Genomic DNA, 935 nt, shown 5'->3' with positions numbered 1-935 from the left:
CGGAAAATATGAAGACATCTTTTCAATAAACGCTGCCGTGTATAATGCATGCCAGTGGGAATAGTTTCCATTCCACACCGGAAGAAAAACTCCAGCATTGTTTTCCAGATACCCTTCAGGTGGATCAAGGATAGTCATGTCAACAAATTTACCCAGATCGTGACTTAATCCTCCCATGGCTACTTTCAAGGCTGTTTCGTGCATAATGATCTCCGTTTTATTGCTTACGACTTATTATGGGATGCTGTGATTTGAGATTGATAAAGAGTGACTCCTAAATAACGGCCATGGCAGCTCCATCTGCCACAACGAAGAATGAAAGTCCTTTAGCAGCTTAAAAGACGGGGACTTTCTTATAACGTACATGGCTGATGACAGCCACAATCGAAGAAATGAAAGTCATTTTCAAAACAGGCTGTTACGGAGGCTTTCATATAAAATTTGCCCATCTAACCTCTCCCGACATGGAACGGTTGGATGGGGTGTGATGTTAATGGGCAAGTTATTTTAGATTTGATCCTTAATCTCATATATTCTTCAATGGAATTGGAACCGTTTTTTTCAAAAAAAAATCAGATACAGGCAAAAAAATAAAATCTTTTTGCTTATAGCTGATTTGGTAAATACAGTAAATCAAAAAATGTATTTTTATTATAATAAGACTATTTTTATATATGCAGGTTGTAATGAATCATGATGAACTTGAATAATTTTTTTTGCGATATATTGCATTTGTCTGAATCAGAATAGTCAGAAGAAAAAGATAACAGGATAAGCAGGATGAAAAGGTACAATCAAAACATTGCTGCTTAACATCCCCAAATATCAACCATTTTTCCCTCATAACTATCCTGTCTGTGCCATATTTTGTCATTCCACTTTACATCTTTATCTCTATTGAAAAAAACAAGATGCACCTCCTCAGCCCCTGCCAT

1 protein-coding gene is annotated in these 935 nt (G+C 36.4%); it reads right to left on the bottom strand.

The genetic code is table 11. The features are described from left to right. On the bottom strand, positions 1–204 hold a 204-nt coding region (locus tag MTBBW1_RS28270), incomplete at its 3' end, for a hypothetical protein (protein ID WP_186441167.1). Positions 205–935: the final 731 nt, after the last annotated feature.

It is taken from the genome of Desulfamplus magnetovallimortis, from assembly GCF_900170035.1.
Classification (GTDB): domain Bacteria; phylum Desulfobacterota; class Desulfobacteria; order Desulfobacterales; family Desulfobacteraceae; genus Desulfamplus; species Desulfamplus magnetovallimortis.
This window is presented reverse-complemented; position numbering and strand designations above follow the sequence as displayed.